The following is a 16732-nucleotide window of genomic DNA, read 5'->3' as shown; positions in this document are numbered from 1 at the left end:
GTATATTACGTATTTTGTAGCATAGCTAAAATCGTTGCCTCTGCAACCTTTTTTTCACCAACATACGCAATACACTCAAATTTACATGCACTTAAACGTGCATTTTTAACATTAGCTTGAAGAATCAGTGTGTCCCCTGGAGTGATTGGCTTTCTGAATTTTGCATTTTTAATAGACATAAAGTAAATAGCTTTGTTTTCTATTGTACCTTGACTTTCTTTACCAAGAACACATATAGCAGATGCTTGAGCTAGAGATTCAATTATCAAGACTCCTGGCATTATTGGATGACCAGGGAAATGGCCAATAAAAAATGGCTCATTGAAAGTCACATTTTTGATTGCTTTTATACTTTTACCAGGATCACACTCTATAACCCTATCTACTAAGAGAAACGGATAAGAATGTGGTAGTATTTTTATAATATCACTGATATTAAATTGCATAAGCCTACTCAATGCCTTTTAAAGCAAATTCAGGTATTTCCTTGTTTATATTGTTTAATACCATATCCGATAAATCAACTTCATCCATAGAGTATAAAACTTGGTTCTTTTTTGAAATAAATAGTACCAAATCTATGTTGTTTTTTTCTGCCGTTTTTTTAGCAACTTCTTTTATCTTGTTAAAAACACTCTCTACTGCATCTCTATAACTTTCTTCTAAATACAACATTTTTTCAGCGTAAGCATCTCTAGCATTTACAGTATGCTTATTAAACTGTTCTGTCTTTTCCTTTTTTGCTTCTTCTGACAAAAGTTCAAATTCTTCTTTTGATGGCTTAAGTTTTTCTAACTCACTTTCAAATTCTTGTTGTAATCTAGAATTCTGCTCCTTTATTTGTTGTTGTATATTTTGCAGAGCAAGAGATTCATTGATGACTTTGTCACTATCGATAATTGCAGCTTTTGTGTTCTGAGGTTGATATCCTACAAACTTATACCCCACAAATAAGGAAATAATTAAGGCAATAACTGATATAAATAACTGTATATATTTCATTCAAATCCCCGCTTCAATAGAAAATTTAACATTTGGTGATGGTATTATATCATAAGATTCCTTTACTAAAGGAAACCCAAAATCTAATCTAAGTCTACCAAAAGGAGAAGGCATTGAAAAGCCAAAACCTGGTGACACTCTTATAAGCTTACTATCATTATATGGATCTTTATATTTCCCATTTTTATCATCTAAGCCAAAAAGTGTTGCATAGTCAACAAATAATGAGCCTTTGATACCAGCATAGTCATATAGTTTTGGTAGTGGAAAATCTACTTGCTGTGTTAAATTAAAATAAGTTTTGCCTCCTAGTGAGCTTTTATTTTTGTTTTCTGTTCTTGGTCCAATACCGGAAAGGTCAAATCCTCTAATTTCATTACCACCTTTAAAAAAGTGCTGGCCAATGTTTAGATCTTCATCGGTATAAGAAAAAATATGACCTGCTGCCATCTTAAAGCGTAGTATTATGCTATCGTCAATTTTACTTAATATAGGATGCGTGTAAAAAGACAAGAACTCAGATTTTAGGAAGTTTACATTCCCTCCCAATCCTGAAATATCCTGACTTAAGCGCAGTAAATACCCTTCTTTTGGAGTATAGAGGTTATCCAGTTTATTATACGCTAATGTGTATCCTACTGATGAAATCTGATGTTCACCTTCTTGCCCCTTTATTATATCAGAGATGTCATTGTCTTTTCCATCCTTATTATCCATATGTATACGGTTATACTTGTAAGAGTAGCGAATGGAATTAGTTAAGTTTTCTATAACTTTATATGATAATTTTGTTGAAAATCCCATGTCACAACTGTCGAAGCTAGTGTGTGGTTTATCTTGTTTTTCATAAAATACGCCCACACCTAGTGATGTATCAGAATCGTTAAAATTATTTTCAACAACCTCTACATTAGTAGAAAGTGAATATTGATTTTTCTCAAGAGCAAAAGAGAGCTCTTTACCACTACCAAATAAATTACGATCTGTGAAATCAGTTTTAACAAATGCTCCGCCAGGAAAGGACATACCTCCTGCTAAAGATAATGAGGCAGTTCTTTTTTCTTTAACATTTAAGTCAAGATTTACTGCATTGTCATTAACTGCGTAACTATTTACTTTCACTGTTTCAAAAAAATCACTACTCATTAGTTTTTTACGTGATTTTTTAATCTCAGATATATTGTACGCATCACCTTCTGCTATACTTAGCTTACTTCTGATCACCTTATCTAAAGTGCGATCGTTACCATCAATTGTAATTTGATTTATATAAATCTTTTTACCCGGCAGCACTCTGTAGGTCACATCTACAACATTGTCACGTTGTGCATACTCTGGATTAACTTTTGCAAATATATATCCTTTCTCATTTAAATACTTGTTTATTTTTTCTACTGTATTATTAATTTTAACTCTATTAAATATCTTATCGTTTTCCTCTGTTATAAAGTCCAACATTTCTTCTTTTAGGCTTAAATCCTGAATTTCAGTTTCAATATTAACCTCATTATTTCCAAACAAATATTGCTGTCCTTCGTCAATCAAAAAAGTCAACTCTATCTGATTGTTATTATCAACCTCAACAATCGGTTGAATATTATTTTGAATATATCCTTTAGATGAATAAAAACGATCGAGTAATTCTGTGTTAATCAATAAATATTGTGGTGAATAACGAGTTCCGCCCTTAAACATGGCTCTAAATAACTTACTAAATATGTCATTACTATGCACTTTAATAGCTTGCTCTAGCTCGGTTTCAGAAAAGTTTTTGTTACCTATAAATCTTATATCCTTAATTTTAGAGGTTTTACCTTCTTTTATTTTGAAAATTAGATTGACCCTATTACCATCGAGCTTCTCCAACTCATATTCAATTTTAACGCCGACTTTGCCATTATTTCTATAAGTAGTAACTAAATTCATTAAATCGCTTTGCAATTTTGTTTCAGTGAAAATAGTTAGCGATTTTGACTGAATCACATTATTTAGTAACTCTTTGCTATTAAATAACTTATTACCCTTTAATATTATCTTGTTAATTAGTGGATTTTCTTGAATTTTTACTACTAAATTCTTTTTATCATCGATATAAGCGTTAACACTAGCAAACAACTTTGTTTTATATAAACCTTTTATAATCGAATCTATATCATCGTCGTCTACATAACTACCAGGTTCTAACTTTATATAAAACCCTATTGTCTGGTTGCTTACCCTCTCATTACCAATACATTTGACATCTTTCACCTGCACTTTTTCCTTATTTTCTAAAGCAACAAGTAGAGCGGGAAAAATTACTATTAATAATATGTAAAGTAGCTTTTTCATGTTTATTTTAAAAAAGACTCCTAATATCATTCGAAATTGCAATTGCCATAAGCAAAAACAATACGGAAGCACCAAAAGTAGCTGCATATTTTTGATATTTCAAACTTAAATCCCTGCGTATAACTGCTTCTATAATATAGTGAAATAAATGCCCACCATCCAATAGTGGAATTGGCAGCAAGTTAATTGCAGCTAAATTAGCTGCAATAATTGCCATGAAATACACAACCATAATGCCCCCCTTTTTAGCTGATTGCCCTGAATACTTTGCGATTTTTATTGGCCCACCTATTTCATTGATACTCCTTTTACCAACAATAATTTGAAAGAGAGCTTTGATCGTTAAGCACATAGTGTGGTAAGTTTCACTTACTGATAAGCTCACAGCCCCAATAAAAGACGACTGCTTTAATGTATTGACTGAAGTAATCCCTATCATTTCTCTTTCTACTTTGTTACCAAAATCGTCCTTACCCTCTATTATTAACGGAGTGAGGCCAGTTCTGTGCTCTGCATTATTTCTAGTATACTCAATTTCCATTTTTGTCTTAGGGTTTGACATTATCACACGTGAAATATCTTCAAAGTATTTTATTTTATGCTCATTGATTTGTGTAATAGTGTCACCTGGCAACAAACCAGCTTGCTTGGCTGCACTGCCTTCGACTACATTTCCGATAATCGGTGGAGTGTGATAATAGCCTTTAATGCTGAAAAACATTGTAAAAGCGATAACAGCGAGTACCATGTTTGCAAATGGTCCTGCAAAAACCACTGCTGCCTTTTGATGACGTGGCTTTGTATGGAATGAATATAATCTTTCTTCGTTAGTCAATTTTTGCTGATCAGCTGGAACGCTTGCTGCATTAGTATCCCCTAGCATTTTAACGTAGCCACCCAGTGGAACAGCACTTAATCTCCATCTAGTTCCAGATTTATCGTTAAAACCAAAAATTTCAGGACCAAAGCCTATAGAAAAAGATTCAACTTTAACTTTGCATGCTTTAGCAACAATATAATGCCCATATTCATGCACAAACACTATAACAGAAATGATTAAGGCAAATGACAAAAAACAATATATTCCATTGCCAAACTGATGAATGAAATTTGAAATTAACTCCACCTGTGTATTTAGATCTTATACAAATGTTAAGTATATTAAAACGCGCCTCGCTTGACAAGTATTTAGTTTAACTTTTAAATTAAAAAAAGTTTAATTGTAATGACAGATACCTCACTACTCAGAAGAAAATTAATGTATAGAAGCTGGCATAGGGGTTGCAAAGAAACCGATATACTTTTAGGGCATTTCGCATTGAAATATCTTGATAAATTTTCCTTAAGCGAACTAATCGAATACGAAAAAATAGTTGATCTTGATGATTACGAATTATATTGTTACATAACTCGTAAGACAAACCTCCCTCCTGGCTTAAATAGTCAGATAGTCAATTTAATTGCTTGCTTTATTGAAGCTAATCCTTTATGCACTCAAGATTAGTGATAATCTTATTTACTTTATCTAGTACTTCAGTATATTCTATTCTTTTCTCCTTTCTATACTTTTCGCGCTCTTGATTTGCTTCATCCAACCGCTTTGTTAATTCTAAAATTTTATCCTCAAGAATTAGTGCTGCAAGTAAGAAATTTAATGCATCCGAACCCTTACCTCCAGTTTTTTGAGATACAGAACCAACTAGCTTGTCAAAACTATTAGCAAGGCGTAATAAATGGCTCTTCTTCCCACTTTCGCAAGATATTTTGTATGTGTTATTACGTATAACTATTTCTACTACTTGCATATGGTGCTAAAAATTTCTATCGTACAGTATAAACTCAAACCCCTACTTTCATCTTATTTATGGTATAAATTTTTATTCATTTATCAAATCAGATAATTTTTTACTGCTACGAAAATATGTTTTAAAGTATTGATTCTTTGTAAACTTCTGTAACATTAAATGGCTTGTTTCTTTCAAGTTATAACTTCTAACTGAAAAAGAACCAAACCCTCTAATTTCAACTCTATTATGATGCTTCAATGTACTTGAAAGTATCCCAAAAAATCTATCAACTATAGCTGCTATAACAATCTTATCTAAAAAAGGATGTCTTTTTGCTACCCTCGCTATTATATCAGACTTTGTTGCCATTTATATGAAGCCAAAATAAGTAAACCTTATCACTTAGCAGATAATACTATGTTATATTCTTCAACACCCAATACTTCAACTTCTATTTTTTCTGATATAGAGAACTTTTTATTTTCCGGTAAATGCTCTTGATCTATTAGAAGGGTTACATCGTTCTCAACTTCAACGACTAGTCCACTATCTTCTCTCTTACCTACAATAACCTGTATTTTATCGCCTACCTTAACTTTCTTTATCAGTTCTTCAAGAGGATCATACTCTATTTGTTTTATTCCAAGATAAATTCTTGCCCGATTCACGTTAGCCCTTATTACTTTTGCTTCTATTTTATCACCTATATTATACTTCTCTATCTCATCTGAGCTATTTTTAGACCAACTTAAATCTTTCACATATATTGTCCCTTCTACGTTCTCATCTATTTCAGAATCATTGAAAGCAACAGATACATATGAGCCGGTATTATTCTTCACTTCACCAAAAACAATAGAACCAGGAAGATATTTATTGATAAATACTTGCCAAGGGTTGTCTACACACCTTTTCATGCTTAAACTCATCCTACTCTTAGCAATGTCAATACTGAGAATTTTTACATATACTTCTTGTCCCCTTGTCACAAGGCTACTAACCGGTAAATTGCTCTTAACCCAAGTTATTTCTGACGAGTGCACTAAACCTTCAATTCCAGGTCTAAGCTCAACAAACAATCCATAATCTTCTATGCTTGTTACATAACCCTTATGCACACTATCAATTGGATACTTTGACTCTGCATCTTGCCAAGGGCTATCTTCTAGCTGCTTCACACCCAAGGAAATTTTAGCATTTTCCTTATCTATTTTTATAATTTTAACTTTTATAACCTGGCCATAAGCAAAAACTGCAGATGGATGACTTACTCTACTCCAAGAGATATCTGTAATATGTAGCAACCCATCTATAACTCCCACTGCATCTGATTCATGAATACCGACAAATACACCGTAATGAGTGATGCTTTTTATTTTTCCTTCTATTATATCACCTTCATTTAAAGATTCTAAAAATTTAATTTTTTCACCAGCGTGCAATTTTTCTAACACCAGCTTTCTTGATACTACAATATTACCTTGCTTCTTATCCATTTTAAGCACGATGAACTTTTGTTCAGTTTCAATAAGGTGCTTCGCGTCTTTTACTTGCTTCAAATCCACATGACTCAGCGGTAAAAAAGCGCTTATTCCGTCACCAAGATCAACAATAAAACCACATTTAATTGAGCGTTTAATAACTCCGTTTACTTCAGCTCTTGTAACTGTATCTTCTTCTAACTTATTCCATTTTTCGTCCCTAATTGCTTTTTCACGGCTAAGAACAACATTACCATGATAATCTTCAATTCTTTCCACATAAACTCTAATTTTCGAGCCAATAATGACCTCATCATTACAACCGAGTTCCTTGATCAGAATTCTCCCGTCAGACTTTAAACCAATATCAACCACAACGTCGTTAGGGTTTATTCTTGTAATTACACCTTCTACCACATCTCCTTCTTTAATTTTGTTAACAAAAGAATCTTCAAACAAGGCATTATCTTGATCCTCAAATTGGCCTTGACATATCTCTTCTATAAACTTGTTTGATGATAGCTTTCTGATAGTAACCGGTAGATTTACAACTGGATTATTATTATTCATACCTTTAATTTAAACTTTATTAGAACTCATATATTATATAATATTAACAATTATTGACAAGTAATTTTTCGTTAATTCATTTCGAGAATTGTTTAAGCTATGTAAAATGTGGTGAGAAAATTATATATGTATCAAGAATATGCTATTTAAGAATAGCAAGTGGATTAGATCGTTCTCCAGAAGGTCCAGGCTAAAACCGGATGTTGATGAAATATTGGAAAGATATTCTATTCAAAACAGCAAGGAATCTATAGAGAAGATTGTAAATTCACAAAAAAGAATATGGGTAGAAATAGGCTTTGGCAACGGTGAAAATATGCTTTACCAGGTGCTCAATGAACCTGATCTATTATTTATAGGATGTGAGCCCTACTTAAAGGGGGTTTCTCGCTTGTTAACAAACACAGAAATACAAAACATAAAAAACATTTTAATATGGACAGAAGATGCAAGAGAATTGATTGCAAATTTTCCTGACAACAGTGTTGAAAGATTCTTTATTCTCTTTCCAGACCCATGGCCAAAAAGAAGTCACAATAAAAGACGATTAATTAATACGGAATTTTTAAATTTATTAGCAAAAAAAATACTTATAACAGGGGAAATATTCATTGCAACCGATCATCAGGACTATGCAGAGTGGATAGCATCACATATAAAGCAGTGTAACTCTTTAATCTATAGGGAAGACGATTTCACAAGTTGTACTCTTACAAAATACCACAGAAGAGCGCTCAAAGATCAGCGTAAAGTGAAGTTCTTTAAAGTAAGTGTTATTAATAATTTGCAGACTATGGATCAATAGAGTTTTTGCATATCTCTTTTACGTTAACTATAGATTAAGAATAATAAAAAAAGAGGGAGAAATAGAGTAAATTCCTTTAACTACTTTTCCTTATGAAGGAATAGACTTCTTGCATAACCCAAACTAAGTAGAAAAAAGGTACAAGGATGATGTCATTCCAGTGCTTGACACTGGAATCCAGGAAAGTTTGCTTATGAGCAAGCAAACTGATTTGGTGAGTATAAAAGTATAGCTTCTACGTCATGCCGCCACGGTATCTCAGCCGCTAACAAGCAGCGGGATGACAGCAGTCCTACGTCATACCGCCGCGGTATCTCATCCGCTAACACGTAGCGGGATGACGGTTGTCAGGGTGTCATCCCAGTGCCTTGACACATAGCTGTACAAACGTTTTCGGCTTGACTCACCAGTGGGTGTCATTCCAGTGCTCGACACTGGAATCCAGGAAAGTTTGCTTGCTCACAAGCAAACTAGCATAGAAAGTGGTTACAACGTTTTCGATGAGATTATATGGAAAACTAGATCCCAGTGTCAAGCACTGGGATGACACCCTTCACTACCCTTCACGGGCTCTTTTAGCTACAAGTATTAAGAAATTTACCGAATAAAAAAAAGGCAAAAGAAGCCCCGATTAATATCTATTTTAGAACATTGGCGTTTTTTAAGTCTTAAACACTGCAATTTAGCTGCTTTTAAATGCAACTCACCTTAGTTTGAATGTTTAAGAAATTTACTAAGCAGAAAAAAAGGCAAAAGATATCCCGTATTAGCTAGTTGTCACTCTCTAATCCTGCAAATTGGCGTGCTATACTGTCTTAAACGCTTTATAAGCGCGTTTCAGCTTATATAGGTAAAAACCCAGAAATGTTGTGAAGACGTAGGGTGCGCATAGTGCAAAAAATTAAAAATAAGACGCCAACTATGTTGTTTTCTTGCTGTTTAATCTGCACAGATGAAGATAACTGAATACCTTCAGTTTCATGATAAGGGGGCTGGCGAAGGGTGTCAAGTAAGTTTTTTCGTTTCTATTCCCAATAAAAGTTCGTTATATGGTTATGCAAGAAGTCTAATAGCAGATTTTTAAGTTTCTCTTTAACTCTTTAACCAGCGGGCTCCCATGAGGAGAGGAGATACCGTCTCGCCAGTCAACAAGAAAATTACAAAAATTGAATCTAAATTGCCTAAGTTATATTGTGAAATCAAAAAATACTGCCAATTCCCGTCCTGTGTAGCGGTATACAGATTGTAGTTGTATTAAACAAGAGCCTGATATTAGTTTTGACTACCTCAATTCTTCTGTCAGTTAATTCTTGTCTGTCAGATTAAATCTTGTCTTTTACACTTATCAACATATACACTAACCAACTACATTCAATAAATTTGTGTAAGATACCATTTTACATAAGATAGAATGGAAGCATTTTTCGATTTTAAATTACTAAAGCTTCAGTCAATCTCCTAGTCCTGTAGCTTTTGATATGGTCAGGATTAAAAGCCTTTTTTGATTTTAAAATACCAAAAACAATATGAAGCAACTTACGCATTGCAGCACCAACAATGGCCATATTATGCTTGCCTTTTTCTTTTAATCTCTTGCAAAAAGTCATAATAATAGGATTGTGATTTTTAGCTACTATAGCAGGAAAATACATGGCCTTACGTAGTGTTCGTGAACCTGATTTACTTAATCTGGGCTTGGCATATACAGATGAACCTGATGTTATATTTCGTGGTATAGTTCCAGCGTATGCTGCCAATTGTCTGGCATTTATAAAAGCCTTTGTGTCAGGAATTTCAGCTAAAATAGCTATTGCTGATTCCTCTCCTATTCCTGGAATAGTCAATAAGAGTTGAAAGTTTTCCAACAACTCTTTGTGCTGTTTTAATAGTTCACGTATGGAGTTTTTTATTGTTTCTATTGATTGTTCTATGTTCACTGCAAGGTTTTCCCAAGCATTTGCAACTTCTTCAGGCAGTCTCTCCTTCTTTTCTAAATGATTATTTACGAATGTTAATCCATCTTTTAACGCAACCGAGCAACGATAAAGATGTTTTAATTTTTTCATTTCAGGAGAAGGTGGTGTCCAACGAGTAGGTTCCTGTCTTTGGCAATAATCAGCAATAATTTCTGCATCGGTCTGATCATTCTTTTGTCTTACAAGCTTACTCCTCGCATAAGATTTAATACAATAAGGATTTACAACACTTACAAAATGTCCAGCATTGTGTAGAAATTCAGCCAAAGCTTCACTATAACAACCGGTAGCTTCCATACAAGCTTTCACTTGCTCTACGTTATGTTTTTGTAGAAAGCTCTGCAGACCTTGAAACCCATTATCATCGTTCTTAAAGCTTCTTTTCCTAGTTTCACGTTTTCCTTTTTTACTTATAAATGAGAGAAAAACATCAAAGCGATCTTTTGATACATCTATTCCCAGAAAGTTGTTGATCATATATAACCCCATACGTTACTATTTAAAATGAAAAGTAAGGCTAACCTTGTGAATACAGAATTAGAACCATTTAGGTTTTTCTACGATACCGTCCAGCCTATACTTTTGAGAAGGGAATTCTTATCTCCTCTACAGATTTTATATCTAAGAAGAAGCACAGAGTTCCTCCCTTCTCCACCTAATGCTTAAGCTTAAAACATTAGATGCTTTTGACAAGATACAAGTAGAAGATATCCTTATTGCCTGCGTTGATGGGCTAAAAAGCTTTCCTGCAGCTATAAACAGTGTCTTTCCTAATGCGGAAGTGCAGATGTGTATAGTGCATCAGATACGCAACTCACTGAAGTATGTGGCCAGTAAAGATGCGAAGAGTTTTTTGAGCGATTTAAAGAAGGTATATCAAGCTTCAAGCAAGGAAATTGCCGAGAATTATCTGTTGGAATTGGATGAAAAATGGGGCACAAAGTACCCTATGGTTATAAAATCTTGGCAGAATAATTGGGAAAACTTGTCTGGTTATTTTAAGTATTCTGGTCCAGTTAGGAGGATAATCTACACCACCAATCCCATAGAGGGGCTACATAGGCAAATTAGGAAATTCACTAAGACCAAAGGCTCATTTACCAGCATAAATGCCTTGTATAAGCAGGTATATTGTGCTATAAAGAAGGCAGAGGAAAAGTGGACGATGCCTGTACATGATTGGGCATTAACTATCTCTCAACTTGATGTTTTCTTTCCTGGCAGATTGAAAATTGAGTCGAACTAAAAATGCGGTTTGACACAGTTTATTTAACACTCCCTTCTGTGCACTGAGAATACACATATGTAAAACCTCCTAACTTGTGATCTACCGCCCTGAATACGTCTCTTTCCCTTACTAAAACCACTGTCTCGATTAAAAGGTGCAAGTCCTGCAAGGCTAGATATTTGCTTTTCTTGAAGGGTTCCAAGTTCGGGCAAATAGCAAATCAAAGTAATGGCTGTGATTTTGCTTACACCTGGTATACTAGTTATTGATATGTATTTTCTTTTAAGCTCTTGATTTTGATCAATAAATGTAATCATCTCATCTTCTAAAGTTTTAATTTGATCCCCTAACTTTGAAAGTATATCATCCAAATCGACGACGCAATTGCCCGCAAGAGTAGATTTTGGAACGACGCCTCTGGGATTCAACCCATATTGATCAGTTGTCTCCTCTAACGGAGCAGAATTTGGAAGGAAATTTATTGAATTATTTAACGTTGAAAATTCATCCTGAAAAGATCTCTTTCTTTTTTGTGCTAACGATTCATTATCTAAACTGTCTGTATTGGAGTTTTCGGTTCTTATCTTGCTTGAACCCTCTTTATTGTTTAAGTAAAATTTCCTTGAGGTAGACCGAATTCTGGCCGATGCCTCGTCTAAATATGCACGATAGCCTTCTTTTTGCCGATAATTTAATTTATTAAATAGAGTTTTATATGAAGCACGTTGAAAACGATAGGTAGCTTTCAATGTACTGAACGCAAAATCTTGATTCTTTTCGAGTAGATCATAAAATTTCCTAACAGCTTGATCTTTTACCTCTGCTATCAGTATAAAAGACATAGCGCCATTACGAAGCCCCTGTGTTGTTATGTTAAGGTAATACTGTTTATGGTAGTTACTGAGGCTATTAAACGTCTCTCTAAATTTGTTTATTCGCCTGCATCTCGCTGAATCGTTCAATTCTTGAATTACTTCACTGCTTATATCATTAGGACTATTATGCATTTCTCTACCACCACTATTAATCAGTACATTAATGTTATATTAATATTTATCAAGAAATCAATAGAAATATTTAAAAAAAATAGATTAGTCTTAGCATTAAGTATTAGAGGGTTTGAGATCTCTGTGAAAAGAACTACAAGCAGAGTACGTGTATAAGCCTGTTTTGATTAAAAAACAATTGCAGAATTGTTTAATCAATTTTAACTCTCTCCGGCCAATCTTTCTGCTTCATTACGTGAAATTAATGCCTCAATAAATTCATCTAGTTCACCTTCTTTTATAATCTGCTCTAGCCGATGTGAAGTTAGATTAATTCTATGATCTGTTATTCTTGATTGTGGAAAGTTATATGTTCTTATGCGCTCGGAGCGGTCCCCAGAGCCAATCTGACTTTTTCTCATTGTTGACCTTTCCATTTCTTTTTTTTGTCTTTCAATTTCGTATAGCCTTGCCCTCAATACTTTGAGCGCTTTAGCTTTATTTTTATGCTGTGATTTTTCATCTTGCTGTATCACAACTATCCCTGTTGGCAAGTGGGTGACCCTTACTGCGCTGTCAGTTGTATTGACTGACTGCCCTCCAGGGCCACTGGATCTATAAACATCTATGCGTAAGTCTTTTTCTTCTATTTTAAAGTCAACCTCTTCTACTTCAGGTAATATCGCAACAGTAGCGGCAGAGGTATGCAACCTTCCTGAGGATTCAGTTTCTGGCACTCTCTGTACTCTGTGCACCCCTGATTCAAATTTCAACCTTGCAAAAACTTCTGTTCCATTAATGAGTGCAGAAGCTTCCTTATAGCCACCTATACCTGTATTAGAAATGCTTATTGGCTCGAACTTCCAATTTCTTCTTTCTGCATATTTTTGATACATACGAAATAACATTGCTGCAAATAATGCTGCTTCTCCTCCTCCTGTACCTGCTCTGATTTCCAATATTGCATTTCTTGAGTCATCTTCATCTTTGGGCAATAATGCTAACTTTAGTTTTGCTTTTACTTTTGGCAATAATACCTTGTGCTTTTCGAAAAATTCTTCTTTTGCTAACTCTTTTATATCACCTTCGCTGTTTTCATCTTTCATTATTTCTTCTAAGTCTGAAATTTCCTCTTTCAGCGTGTTATATTCATCAATTATCTTGATTATTGGCCTGAGCTCAGAGTATTCCTTTGAAAGGGTAATGAATTCTTTTTGACTTAAATTGGTAGGATTTTCCAAATTCCTCTCTATATCATTAAATTTTTTCTTTAAGTCTTGTAAATTATTTTCCATATCCATATAGCACAGATCTAGCTAAGTAATATATACTGAAATAAAAAATTTCTTATATCAAGCAATAACACTATAATATACCTACTACCTTCTAGTTGAATATAATGGCAAAACAGATAACATCAAACTGCAATTTCATATTTGGAGCTTCGGACATAAAAACATTACCAAATGAGTCGGCTCCAGAGATTGCGTTTGCTGGTAGATCAAATGTAGGAAAATCCAGTCTGATCAACTTACTGATAAACAGCAAAAAAGCTGCCAGAGTTTCCTCTAAACCTGGATGCACTAGACAAATAAATTTTTACTCTATGTACGATGATAAGTTCAGACTTGTTGACCTACCAGGGTATGGCTACTCTCATGCAGGCAAGGAGGAAATTATACAATATTTAAACTTAATTGAGTATTATCTAATTCAAAGAGAAAATCTAAGAAGAGTGTTTGTGTTGATAGATAGCAAGGTAGGATTAAAAGAAATAGACAAAGACTTCATTTATTGGTTAATATATAATAACATTAACTTTAACATTGTGCTAACAAAAATAGATAAAGTAAGTCAAAAAAGCTTAGGTGCTGTTATAGAAGATATTCAAAAATGGATTAATAATGAGAATGTGTCAATTCATCAAATGAGCATCCGTGTTAAGCATAAAATAACCAAGGTAAGAGATGAGTTTTTCAAGTTTACAAGATAAAAAAATGAAAAGTAGTGAATTTTTAAAGGGTGAGGTATCATTTGAACAAAAAGCAGAAATATTACTTGAAGTGTTATCTAACATACCTAGCTTTGTGGGCGAAACTTTTGTCATTAAATGCGGCGGAATAACGATCTCAGATGAAATACTATTCTATACTTTTGTGCATAATGTTGTCTTATTAAAGCAGCTTGGTATAAATCCGGTGATAGTTCATGACGGAGAATATGAAATTAACTCAGTGTTAAAAATGCTGGGTATGGACAGTAAGTTTGTGAATGGTATCAGACTTACAGACAAAGACACTATGAAAATCATTGAAATGGCACTGTGTGGTTCAGTTAATAAAAAAATTGTTCAGCATATAAATTCTGCTGGTGGTTCAGCTATTGGATTATGTGGAAAAGATGGTAACTTAATTAAAGCCGAAAAAATAACCGCTACGCTTAGAGAAGATAGATCAAATAATATCGAAAAGATATTAGACATGGGGTTCATCGGTAGACCCACTGAAATCAATCCTGATATATTATTTTTTATTGAAGAATCAGATTTTATACCAGTTATTGCACCTATCGGTCATGGAAAAGACGGGGAAACATATCATATTGATGCCGATAGTACTGCAAGCGCAATCGCAATTGCAGTTTCTGCATCTAAAATGATAATCTTGAGTGACACAGATGAAGAAATAGATAAAATTGGTGGCAGGAAGATATCTGTTAAAAATTTAAATGCATCGATTGATTGTGGCAAAATTCAAGGAGAAAAATTTATTGGAAGGCTTATGGCATATACTAAAGTGGTAGAGGAATGTGCTGGAGTTGTTCACATAGTTGATGGTAGAATACCTAACATTATGCTTGATTTATTTACTGAAAATAATTCGAGTATATCAATTGTGAGTGATTTATAACTAGACAACTACACGAATGTTGTCTACCAGGGATGCCAGTGCCTTGACTACTTGGATTCAGCTAAGTTGGTGAGCATAAAATAACGCCTTCATACTGCCGCGGTATCTCTAGATCCCGCTAACAACTTACTATTACCCATAAATCTAAAAATGGAGAAAAAGCTGCTATTTTACTAATTCAACTTTCTATTATAAATAGATCTATGGTCTAAAAATGGAATATATGATGAAAAGAAATATAAATACCTCAACTGGCGAATGGGCAGAAAGTGAATTTGGAATTGTTAATTTTGGTGATATAAGATTAAGTAAGAGGCTTTTAAAAATAGTTAATAGTTTTGCTGAATCGCCTGAGCGTTCAATAAATCAAGCTTGTGAAGATTGGCATCAAAGTAAAGCAGCTTATAGATTTTTCCAAAACGATGCCATTTCTGAAAGAAAGATATTAGACAGTCATATAATTAAAACTGTTGAAAGAGCTAAAAACTATCTTAGCTATCCAAGACACGAGTTATATTTCATATAAAAATCATAAAAAGACCGAAGGATTAGGGATTATAGCAGCAAGATTAACATCTAAAACAACTAACTTTAAAACCCATGATGCATACAACGTTTGCAGTTACAACAGAAGGGCTACCTATAGGATTATTAGATCAAAAAATTAGTACTAGACCTCCTTTGGCTGAAGACCTAAAAGAGTTGAAAAGAAGAAGCCATAATACTGCTATTCCGATAGAAGAGAAAGAAAGCATACGGTGGATAGCATCACTTAAAGATTCTACTCACCATCCTGGATTAAAGAACGTTAAGGTAGTTACCGTTTGCGATAGAGAAGCAGATATTTATGATTTATTTGAAGTCGCTTCCACTAATCAATCTCTTTTTGTAGTAAGAGGAAATCAAAACAGAACAGTAAATAAGAAGTCGACTTATTCTGAAAAAGGTGGTGAAAGGTTGTGGGATTTAATGAATCGCATGTCTTGTCAAGGAGAAATTCAAGTCTGCTCGCAATGATAAACCTCAAAGAACAACAGTTTTAGAAGTAAAGTTTAGTAACTTTGTGATGAATGCATCAAAAAATAATGCTAGACGTAAAACCCAAAAACTTCCTAATTTAAGTTTAAATGCTGTCTATGCTATAGAAAAACACCCCCCATTTGGCGAAGAACCTATGAACTGGATTTTGTTGACAAATATAAATATTAATAATTTTGAAGAAGCAGTAGAAAAAATACAATGGTATTGCTTAAGATGGAGAATAGAGGTTTTTCATAAAATTTTAAAATCCGGTCTTAAAGTTGAAGAATGTAGGCTCCAAACAGCAGATAGATTAATCCGCTTTCTTACAATTATGAGTATAATTGCATGGAGAATATTTTTTATCACACTAGTAGCTAGAACAAATCCAAATCTTTCTTGCACTGTCATACTGACTGATGACGAATGGAAGGTTTTGTATACCAAAATGCTTAAGACAAAAGACTATCCTGAAATCCCACCACCTATAAGAGAAATCGTGAGGTGGATAGCCAAATTAGGAGGGTTTTTAGCTCGCAAAAATGACTTAGCTATAGCTTTGTGGAAGGGATGGAAACGTCTCTTTGATTTAGCAGAAGGATGGAGACTCGCTCATGAATTTTATACTTGTGGGTAA

Annotated in this window: 14 protein-coding genes and 3 pseudogenes; 7 read left to right on the top strand and 10 right to left on the bottom strand. The window is 33.9% G+C overall.

The window, feature by feature from the left end; all coding sequences use genetic code 11:
• Nucleotides 1–5 precede the first annotated feature (5 nt).
• From fabZ to rseP, 4 genes are read right to left on the bottom strand one after another with little or no spacing between them, the layout of a single operon-like run.
• Nucleotides 6–446 carry a 3-hydroxyacyl-ACP dehydratase FabZ gene (gene fabZ, locus ACQH1X_RS03040; protein ID WP_425386510.1) on the bottom strand — a complete coding sequence of 147 codons (441 nt, stop codon included), beginning with the start codon at nucleotides 444–446 and terminating at the stop codon, nucleotides 6–8.
• Between the two features lie 4 nt (nucleotides 447–450).
• Entirely contained in the window at nucleotides 451–1002 is a 552-nt protein-coding gene (locus ACQH1X_RS03035) for an OmpH family outer membrane protein (RefSeq protein ID WP_425386509.1), read from the bottom strand.
• Nucleotides 1003–3333 carry an outer membrane protein assembly factor BamA gene (bamA, locus tag ACQH1X_RS03030; RefSeq protein ID WP_425386508.1) on the bottom strand — a complete coding sequence of 777 codons (2331 nt, stop codon included), beginning with the start codon at nucleotides 3331–3333 and terminating at the stop codon, nucleotides 1003–1005. It lies immediately after the preceding gene.
• Between the two features lie 7 nt (nucleotides 3334–3340).
• Nucleotides 3341–4459, bottom strand: coding sequence for an RIP metalloprotease RseP (gene rseP / locus ACQH1X_RS03025; RefSeq protein WP_425386507.1), 1119 nt, complete (start codon nucleotides 4457–4459; stop codon nucleotides 3341–3343).
• Nucleotides 4460–4558: 99 nt separating this feature from the next.
• Between rseP and ACQH1X_RS03020 the strand changes: the two genes are divergently transcribed.
• A complete protein-coding gene (locus ACQH1X_RS03020) occupies nucleotides 4559–4837 on the top strand; it encodes a succinate dehydrogenase assembly factor 2 (protein WP_182158663.1) in 279 nt (92 codons plus the stop codon).
• Here ACQH1X_RS03020 and ACQH1X_RS03015 read toward each other — a convergent pair.
• From ACQH1X_RS03015 to ACQH1X_RS03005, 3 genes are all read right to left on the bottom strand, one after another.
• Nucleotides 4812–5138, bottom strand: coding sequence for a cell division protein ZapA (locus ACQH1X_RS03015; RefSeq protein WP_425386506.1), 327 nt, complete (start codon nucleotides 5136–5138; stop codon nucleotides 4812–4814). The genes ACQH1X_RS03020 and ACQH1X_RS03015 overlap by 26 nt on opposite strands.
• Nucleotides 5139–5210: 72 nt before the next feature.
• Nucleotides 5211–5489 carry an HU family DNA-binding protein gene (locus ACQH1X_RS03010; protein WP_010963035.1) on the bottom strand — a complete coding sequence of 93 codons (279 nt, stop codon included), beginning with the start codon at nucleotides 5487–5489 and terminating at the stop codon, nucleotides 5211–5213.
• Between the two features lie 29 nt (nucleotides 5490–5518).
• Nucleotides 5519–7171, bottom strand: coding sequence for a 30S ribosomal protein S1 (locus tag ACQH1X_RS03005; protein WP_425386505.1), 1653 nt, complete (start codon nucleotides 7169–7171; stop codon nucleotides 5519–5521).
• 139 nt (nucleotides 7172–7310) lie between these two features.
• Between ACQH1X_RS03005 and trmB the strand changes: the two genes are divergently transcribed.
• Both trmB and ACQH1X_RS02995 read left to right on the top strand, forming a co-directional pair.
• Nucleotides 7311–7976 carry a tRNA (guanosine(46)-N7)-methyltransferase TrmB gene (trmB, locus tag ACQH1X_RS03000; RefSeq protein ID WP_425386504.1) on the top strand — a complete coding sequence of 222 codons (666 nt, stop codon included), beginning with the start codon at nucleotides 7311–7313 and terminating at the stop codon, nucleotides 7974–7976.
• 1117 nt (nucleotides 7977–9093) lie between these two features.
• Complete coding sequence (locus tag ACQH1X_RS02995) at nucleotides 9094–9225, top strand: hypothetical protein (protein ID WP_425386503.1); 132 nt, start codon at nucleotides 9094–9096, stop codon at nucleotides 9223–9225.
• A 181-nt stretch (nucleotides 9226–9406) separates the two neighbouring features.
• Here the strand turns inward: ACQH1X_RS02995 and ACQH1X_RS02990 are convergent, their stop codons facing one another.
• Nucleotides 9407–10429, bottom strand: coding sequence for an IS110 family transposase (locus ACQH1X_RS02990; protein WP_425385829.1), 1023 nt, complete (start codon nucleotides 10427–10429; stop codon nucleotides 9407–9409).
• 223 nt (nucleotides 10430–10652) lie between these two features.
• Here ACQH1X_RS02990 and ACQH1X_RS02985 point away from each other — a divergent pair.
• Nucleotides 10653–11198, top strand: a pseudogene (locus ACQH1X_RS02985) (IS256-like element ISWpi15 family transposase); the annotation flags it as partial.
• Nucleotides 11199–11266: 68 nt separating this feature from the next.
• On the opposite strand, the pseudogene ACQH1X_RS02980 reads toward ACQH1X_RS02985, so the two are convergent.
• Both ACQH1X_RS02980 and prfA read right to left on the bottom strand, forming a co-directional pair.
• A pseudogene (locus ACQH1X_RS02980) lies at nucleotides 11267–11440 on the bottom strand (transposase); the annotation flags it as partial.
• Nucleotides 11441–12387: 947 nt separating this feature from the next.
• A complete protein-coding gene (prfA, locus tag ACQH1X_RS02975; RefSeq protein WP_265025604.1) occupies nucleotides 12388–13467 on the bottom strand; it encodes a peptide chain release factor 1 in 1080 nt (359 codons plus the stop codon).
• Between the two features lie 98 nt (nucleotides 13468–13565).
• Between prfA and yihA the strand changes: the two genes are divergently transcribed.
• The 3 genes and pseudogenes from yihA (at nucleotide 13566) to ACQH1X_RS02960 (ending at nucleotide 16732) form a co-directional block, all read left to right on the top strand.
• Entirely contained in the window at nucleotides 13566–14159 is a 594-nt protein-coding gene (gene yihA, locus ACQH1X_RS02970; RefSeq protein WP_425386502.1) for a ribosome biogenesis GTP-binding protein YihA/YsxC, read from the top strand.
• Between the two features lie 4 nt (nucleotides 14160–14163).
• On the top strand, nucleotides 14164–15075 hold the full coding sequence (argB, locus tag ACQH1X_RS02965; protein WP_425386652.1) for an acetylglutamate kinase: 912 nt from the start codon (nucleotides 14164–14166) through the stop codon (nucleotides 15073–15075).
• A 223-nt stretch (nucleotides 15076–15298) separates the two neighbouring features.
• Nucleotides 15299–16732: pseudogene (locus ACQH1X_RS02960) on the top strand (IS4 family transposase).

The sequence above is a fragment of the Wolbachia endosymbiont (group A) of Barypeithes pellucidus genome (assembly GCF_964030885.1).
Lineage (GTDB): Bacteria > Pseudomonadota > Alphaproteobacteria > Rickettsiales > Anaplasmataceae > Wolbachia.
This window is presented reverse-complemented; position numbering and strand designations above follow the sequence as displayed.

Bases quoted from the DNA above. Each gene is read 5' to 3' on its own strand.
- ACQH1X_RS03035 (WP_425386509.1), bottom strand. From the start codon at position 1,002: ATGAAATATATACAGTTATTTATATCAGTTATTGCCTTAATTATTTCC.
- trmB (WP_425386504.1), top strand. From the start codon at position 7,311: ATGCTATTTAAGAATAGCAAGTGGATTAGATCGTTCTCCAGAAGGTCC.
- argB (WP_425386652.1), top strand. From the start codon at position 14,164: ATGAAAAGTAGTGAATTTTTAAAGGGTGAGGTATCATTTGAACAAAAA.
- ACQH1X_RS02990 (WP_425385829.1), bottom strand. From the start codon at position 10,429: ATGATCAACAACTTTCTGGGAATAGATGTATCAAAAGATCGCTTTGAT.
- ACQH1X_RS03005 (WP_425386505.1), bottom strand. From the start codon at position 7,171: ATGAATAATAATAATCCAGTTGTAAATCTACCGGTTACTATCAGAAAG.
- prfA (WP_265025604.1), bottom strand. From the start codon at position 13,467: ATGGATATGGAAAATAATTTACAAGACTTAAAGAAAAAATTTAATGAT.
- fabZ (WP_425386510.1), bottom strand. From the start codon at position 446: ATGCAATTTAATATCAGTGATATTATAAAAATACTACCACATTCTTAT.
- ACQH1X_RS02995 (WP_425386503.1), top strand. From the start codon at position 9,094: ATGAGGAGAGGAGATACCGTCTCGCCAGTCAACAAGAAAATTACAAAA.
- yihA (WP_425386502.1), top strand. From the start codon at position 13,566: ATGGCAAAACAGATAACATCAAACTGCAATTTCATATTTGGAGCTTCG.
- ACQH1X_RS03010 (WP_010963035.1), bottom strand. From the start codon at position 5,489: ATGGCAACAAAGTCTGATATAATAGCGAGGGTAGCAAAAAGACATCCT.
- ACQH1X_RS03020 (WP_182158663.1), top strand. From the start codon at position 4,559: ATGACAGATACCTCACTACTCAGAAGAAAATTAATGTATAGAAGCTGG.
- ACQH1X_RS03015 (WP_425386506.1), bottom strand. From the start codon at position 5,138: ATGCAAGTAGTAGAAATAGTTATACGTAATAACACATACAAAATATCT.
- bamA (WP_425386508.1), bottom strand. From the start codon at position 3,333: ATGAAAAAGCTACTTTACATATTATTAATAGTAATTTTTCCCGCTCTA.